The following is a 6,547-nucleotide window of genomic DNA, read 5'->3' as shown; positions in this document are numbered from 1 at the left end:
AAAAGAAAAACCTTTTAAGAAGTTCATTCTTAAAAGGTTTTTCTTTTTGTTTTTGAAATGTAAAAATTTAAATAGAAATAACTTTACGGGACAGATATAACCACGCATAGCTCTGAGCCCAAAAACAAGGCAACTTCACGAATCAATTTCGATAAGCTATCATCGGTTAGCAAGCTTACCGTGATTCCTTTATCTCTATAGATTCGGGTAAGTGCTACGCTTCTAGCTGGTACTTAGCACTCCTGTTCATATAATTAAAAGATCGCTTTATCTCGGAGCAACTGTCCGTTAGACCCCACTTCAAAACAACGAGAACAACAAGTTGTTTAAGTGGGAGTGACGGACGCTAGCATCCGAATGGTTAGGTCATCCTTTAGGGCTAACAATCAGTAGGGGAATACCTAAAAAACGCCACTGGTTGAAGTTTCACATTACCGTAACTTATTCCTTATTAATAATGAAATAATTAAGCCTTAAATGATATTTGATCAACAACACTAGCTTTTTTAACAGAGAACCATAACAGAAGAGAAAGACCAACAATTAAAATAAGGAAAGAAAGTGGTGTGTAATTATCATGAAACAGTGCAAAATAGGTTAATAAATCCAGTGCTTTTTCTGCAACGGGACGAATGAACATACTAATAGGAAAGATGGCTAATAATACTCCGCCAATTTTCAAACCAAACCGATATAGTACTGAAGCAACTAACATAAATAAAATAAATAATGATAAATGAAGTAACCATTCAAAGAATATGGGATTATGATCTGTTAAGGTAACATATTCCCCCATATCGAGACCAACAAAATCAAAGTTCTCAATAGAAAATAGCTCTACAATCCAGTTGATCAACCTAACAAACAAGTAACTTAATCCAGTCATAATCGAACTCAGAATAATAGAAAAGATGAAAAGAGTTGAGAGAAAACCTTGTCTTGAAACGCCATATTTAATCACAAATGGAAAGCCGTCTTTAAAAAAGATCACTCCATGTATGCACATGAAAATTAAGCTCGGCAGAGAGTTAACACCAAAGAACTCTATTCCTCCCCCTGCAGTAACTGCTAGAATCATAAATAAACCCATAATACCAAGATATACAAGCCAAAAAATTAAAACTGTTCGAAATGATAATTTATAAAGATAATATAAACTCTTTTTAATTTCGGAAATCATAAGGAATCTACCTCCTCTTTGGTTAAATAAATCACTAAATCCTGAAGCCCAATTTTGCTCACTTCTAATCCATCTGTAGTAGCAAGTTGCTCACCAAATAATACTGCTTTTTTCTTCCCTAACATTGATGTTTGATGAATGACATTTTTATTTTTGATCGCTTGATCAACAACAGAGGTTTCTCCAGACACTAACAGATGATTCTCAGCTAATTCAGCGGTTGTTTCGTGCAAAAGCAATTTACCCTCATGTAATATAGCTACCTCTTCAAATAACTTGCTGATCTCATCAATTAAATGTGTAGACAGAATAAACATTCTTGGATTATCTTGATAGGATTGCAAAAGCAAGTCATAAAATAATGAACGATTAGAGGCATCTAAACCGATATAAGGCTCATCAAAGATGGTTATTGGTGCGTTGCTTGCCAGACCTACAATGATTCCTAATGCAGACAGCATTCCTTTGGATAGAGCTTTAACTTTCTGTTTTCTTTTTAATTTGAACACTTTTAAGAGATGTTCAGCTTGATCTTTATCCCAATTCGGGTAAAAAACTTCTGCTATTTGTAGAACTTCATCAATTCTAAATTTCCCATAAAAATTGTTTGATTCTTGAATAAAGCATATATTTTTTGAAACATCGCTATGATTAAATGGTGATTGTTCATTTACCGCAATCGTACCACTTGTTTGTTGGAAATGCCCTGACAGTATTCGCATGAACGTGGTTTTACCTGCTCCGTTTTTCCCTAATAAACCTATAATCTTCTCTCCAGAAAAAGTAATAGATAAATCTTCTAATGCGGATTCTTTACCAAACGTTTTACGTAATTGCTTAGTTTCAATCTTCATTTTTAAGCCCCTCCTTAATCCAATTTGTTAACTGCGTTTCGGTTAATTCAATCCTTTGTGCTTCTTGAAGCAATGGCTTAACATACTGATCATAGAATCGATCTTTTCTTTTTTGTAAAATAATTGTCTTTGCAGATCCCGTCACAAACATTCCCACCCCTCGCTTTTTATAAATGATACCCTGATCGACAAGTAAATTTATCCCCTTCGCTGCAGTTGCAGGATTTATTTGATAATGCTTAGCGAATTCATTTGTAGAAGGGATTTGTTCCTCTTTTTCTAAGTCACCAGATACGATACTTGTTTCAATGAATTCGGCGATTTGTTGAAAAATTGGTCGATCATCACGCAAACGATCAGTCAAATTGCTCACCACCTAATTGGTTAATTACTTATGTAACTAACTATATAACAAGAGGAAATAAAATGCAATATAAAATAGTAAATTGGGTGATAAATAGAGAGATTTAGAGCGCAGTCGGTTAATATCAAATAGTTAGAGGAAAAAAGTAAACAGTAGTTCTAGTCAGTGGATTTCTGATCTTAAGATATTTAAGCATTAAAGATAAATTTTTTCAGAAAAAAACTTCCGAAACAATTCGGAAGTTTTGCGGGAGAAAAAATTAGTTTACAGACCAAGCGGCATGTAATCCAGCTACGCGACCTGTAACCATTGCGGCTGTTATGTTATAGCCGCCAGTATAGCCATGAATGTCTAGGATTTCCCCACAAAAAAATAGTCCGTCCATACGTTTGGACTGCATCGTTGTAGGTGTGACTTCCTTAATAGACACTCCGCCTCCTGTAACAAACGCTTTTTCTAGGGGGAGGCTATTATGGACAAGAATAGGAAAAGCTTTTAAATCGCCTACTAAAGCATAAATCTTTTCCCGGGAAATATTTGCAGCTTTTGTATCGGACGAGATGGAGTGCTTAGAAAGTAAAAAATCCAAGTAGCGTTCAGGCACAAGTCCTTTTAAAATATTTCGCACATTCTTTTTGCTTTGTTTTACTAATTCATCGTTAATTTCTTCTATTAATGAATGTTCTTTTTTATCCGGAAGTGCATCAATTTCAAGTTTCACCTGCTGATTACCTTTTCGTAAAAGTTTCACAACATATTGAGAACAACGCAATACTGCAGGACCGGAAATTCCAAAATGAGTGAACAGCATATCCATTCGATGTGTGACTACTGATTTATCTTTCTCATCTTTTACTGTTAAAGCGATGTCTCGAAGGGCTAATCCTTGTAACGTTTTCTGCTTGATAAAGTTTTGATCGGAAAGCAAAGGGACCTCTGTTGGATAGAGTTCTGTGATGGTGTGTCCTGCTTTTTTTGCCCAACTATAGCCGTCTCCGGTTGAGCCAGTGTATGGAACGGCTTTCCCACCAACCGCTAGAATAACATTCTTGGTATCAACTTTTTCTTTGTTTTTAAAGATAACGGTATGTTTGTTGGTGCCATAGTCAATCGCTTCTACAGGGCTGTTCTTTTTTATGGTAACTTTTAAGTGTTGTAATTGGGTCACAAGAGCTTGTACAACATCTTTTGCTGAATTGCTGACAGGGAACATTCGACCATGATCTTCTTCTTTTAAAGGAACGTTTAATTTTTCGAAAAAATCAATGATATCTTCATTATTAAATAGCGAAAAAGCGCTATACAAAAATCGTCCATTTCCAGGAATGTGCTTAATAATCTCTGCTTCAGGTAAACGACTAGTTACATTGCATCGTCCGCCCCCTGAAATTTCAAGTTTCTTACCTAATTTGTTTCCTTTTTCAATTAATAAGGTTTTGGCCCCATTTTCTGCAGCGGCGATGGCAGCCATTAAACCAGAGGGGCCACCACCGATTACGGTAACATCATAAATCAATCTATTCATCCTTTCATTTGCAACGCGTACTATTACAAATTATACTATATTTTACGTCAAGGTTAAAAAAATGCCAAACTTTATTGTGAAAAGGTAACTAGCTAGATATTTTGTGATAAAATAAGTACAATCCAATCATAGCTATTTGAGAATTTTCAAAAGAAAAAGTGGGATTAAGATCAAATTGTTCTGTATATTATTAAAGAAAGTTTAAGGTGAGTTTATGTCTAAAAATACGATTATACGTGGCACGATTTTATTAACTGCTGCCACCTTCTTTTCAAAGTTTATCGGGATGTTATATACAATTCCGTTTGAGAGTTTGGTAGGGGCCTCTGGTGGGATGTTATATGGACTTGCATATGGTCCTTATAGCATTTTTGTCAGCTTATCCACGATAGGGATTCCACTAGCTGTTTCTAAATTTGTGGCCAAATATAATTCATTAGGAGATTATCAGACAAGTCACCGAATGTATAAATTAGCGCTTCGTTTAATGATGGTTACAGGTGTCGTAGGATTTGTCTTGTTATTTAGTAGTGCTGAATTATTAGCAAGAATCTATATCCCGAAAGATGCGGTAGGTATTACAATAGCTGACGTAACAATGGTGATTCGTATGGTTAGTTTTGCATTATTAATTATTCCTCCCATGAGTATTACCCGTGGTTTTTTTCAAGGACACCAATCGATGGGACCGACTGCAATTTCTCAAGTGATTGAACAGATCGTACGAATTGGCTTTTTACTTATTTCTGTTTTTGTCATTATTCATTTGTTTGATGGTTCCCAAACTGTTGCCGTTGGTTTTGCGACGTTTTCGGCTTTCATCGGAGCAATTGCCTCGGCAGTTGTTCTGTTTTGGTATTGGAAAAAACGAAAACCTTATTTGGATCAAACATTGCGAAGACAAATAAAACCAACTCATGAATTATCTACACGACATTTATTTCATGAGTTATTCCGTTATGCTGGTCCATTTGTTATGGTTGGCTTAGCTATTCCGTTGTATCAGCAAGTAGACGCCATTACTTTTTCCCGAACAATGGCTGAACTAGGTTATGCAAGTGATGTAATTGATCATGCTTTTTCGAACATTAATTTATATGGTCACAAATTAGTTCTGATTCCGATTACACTATCAACCGGTCTTTCTTTAGCCACTTTGCCAACCTTAACAAAATCTTTTGTCGATCGTAATAAAACATTGCTATTTCAGCAAATCAATCAATCGATTCAAATCATTATGTTGTTAATTATTCCAGCAGTGGTAGGGATGTCTGTACTTTCCTATCAAGTATGGGGTGCTTTTTATGGAGTGAATGATTTTATCGATTTAAACGGTTCTTTATTAGGATGGTATGCTCCCGTTGCATTGTTTTTCGCACTCTTTACCGTTACAGCTTCTATCTTGCAAGGGATTAGTCAGCAACGCTTTGCTGTGATTAGTTTGCTTTGTGGTATTTTTATCAAAGCTGTATTTAATGTTCCTTTGATTCATTTGTTTGGACCAACTGGAGCGATTATTGCAACTTTATTTGCATCATGTTGTACAGTTGTTCTTAATGTTTGGCGTATAAAATATGCGATCAATTTTCCAATACGCCAAATAGTAAAACGGACGATGTTAATTGGTATCTTTACATCCATTATGGGCCTTGCTGTCTGGTTGGTTACTTTTATATTAAGTGGATGGATAAGCTATCAGGATGGAAGATTGGCAAATGTGTTGATTTTGTTTATTGCTGTCACAATCGGAGCAGGTATTTATCTATGGTTGAGTTATCAATCTACATTATTGGAAAGAATATTAGGTGAACGCGTTCGAATTATTGGAAAAATCACGAGAAGAGCAAGATCATAAAGGAGATTGCAATGAGAATAGATAAATTATTAGCAAACACAGGTTTTGGTAGCAGAAAAGAAGTGAAACAATTAATTAAAGAAGGTAATGTAAGACAGAATAATAAGATAATTAAAACGGCTAAAGCGCAGGTGGATCCAGAATCTGACCAGATTACCGTTTTGGGAGAAGAAGTTCACTATGAGGAATTTGTTTACTTTATGTTACACAAGCCGGCGGGAGTTGTAAGTGCAACAGAGGACCATCGGGATGAAACTGTTATCGATCTATTGGACGAAGAAGATCAAGTATTACAACCGTTTCCAGTCGGTCGATTAGACAAAGATACAGAAGGGTTGCTTTTAATTACTAATGACGGAAAGCTAGCCCATCAATTGTTGTCACCTAAAAAAGATGTGGGAAAAACATATTATGCAATAATTGATGGAAAAGTCACCGAGGAAGATCGGAAAAAATTCGCAGCAGGGGTAACGTTAGATGATGGTTACCAGACAAAACCAGGACAATTAACCATTTTAACGAGTAGTGAACAGTCAGAAATTGAATTGATTATTACGGAAGGAAAGTTTCACCAAGTGAAACGGATGTTTGAAGCAGTGAATAAAAAAGTCGTTTATTTAAAACGAATGGCAATGGGAGAGTGGAAGCTAGACGAACAGTTATCAAAAGGAGAGTATCGAAGGTTAAGTGATGAGGAAATTAGCTACTTAAAGCAACTAAAAAATGAAAAAAATGCACAAAAAAAATAAGCTGACAAATACCAGTAGTC

Annotated in this window: 6 protein-coding genes; 2 read left to right on the top strand and 4 right to left on the bottom strand. The window is 35.6% G+C overall.

The features are described 5' to 3' along the window. Positions 1–466: 466 nt before the first annotated feature. From OWO01_RS08545 to OWO01_RS08530, 4 genes are all read right to left on the bottom strand, one after another. On the bottom strand, positions 467–1,180 hold the full coding sequence (locus OWO01_RS08545; RefSeq protein WP_268780031.1) for a hypothetical protein: 714 nt from the start codon (positions 1,178–1,180) through the stop codon (positions 467–469). Next, positions 1,177–2,034 carry an ABC transporter ATP-binding protein gene (locus OWO01_RS08540; protein WP_268780030.1) on the bottom strand — a complete coding sequence of 286 codons (858 nt, stop codon included), beginning with the start codon at positions 2,032–2,034 and terminating at the stop codon, positions 1,177–1,179. Before OWO01_RS08540 ends, OWO01_RS08545 begins: the two co-directional genes overlap by 4 nt. Further along, positions 2,024–2,407, bottom strand: coding sequence for a GntR family transcriptional regulator (locus OWO01_RS08535; RefSeq protein WP_336283955.1), 384 nt, complete (start codon positions 2,405–2,407; stop codon positions 2,024–2,026). The genes OWO01_RS08540 and OWO01_RS08535 overlap by 11 nt, the downstream gene beginning before the upstream one ends. 250 nt (positions 2,408–2,657) lie before the next feature. Next, complete coding sequence (locus OWO01_RS08530) at positions 2,658–3,914, bottom strand: BaiN/RdsA family NAD(P)/FAD-dependent oxidoreductase (RefSeq protein ID WP_268780028.1); 1,257 nt, start codon at positions 3,912–3,914, stop codon at positions 2,658–2,660. Between the two features lie 223 nt (positions 3,915–4,137). On the opposite strand from OWO01_RS08530, the gene OWO01_RS08525 reads away from it, so the two are divergent. Further along, positions 4,138–5,778, top strand: coding sequence for a putative polysaccharide biosynthesis protein (locus OWO01_RS08525; protein WP_268780027.1), 1,641 nt, complete (start codon positions 4,138–4,140; stop codon positions 5,776–5,778). An 11-nt stretch (positions 5,779–5,789) separates the two neighbouring features. After that, on the top strand, positions 5,790–6,527 hold the full coding sequence (locus tag OWO01_RS08520; protein WP_268780026.1) for a pseudouridine synthase: 738 nt from the start codon (positions 5,790–5,792) through the stop codon (positions 6,525–6,527). The last annotated feature ends 20 nt before the right edge of the window (positions 6,528–6,547 follow it).

Origin of the sequence: Natronobacillus azotifigens, from assembly GCF_026805325.1 — a bacterium.
Classification (GTDB): Bacteria; Bacillota; Bacilli; order Bacillales; family Amphibacillaceae; genus Natronobacillus; species Natronobacillus azotifigens.
This window is presented reverse-complemented; position numbering and strand designations above follow the sequence as displayed.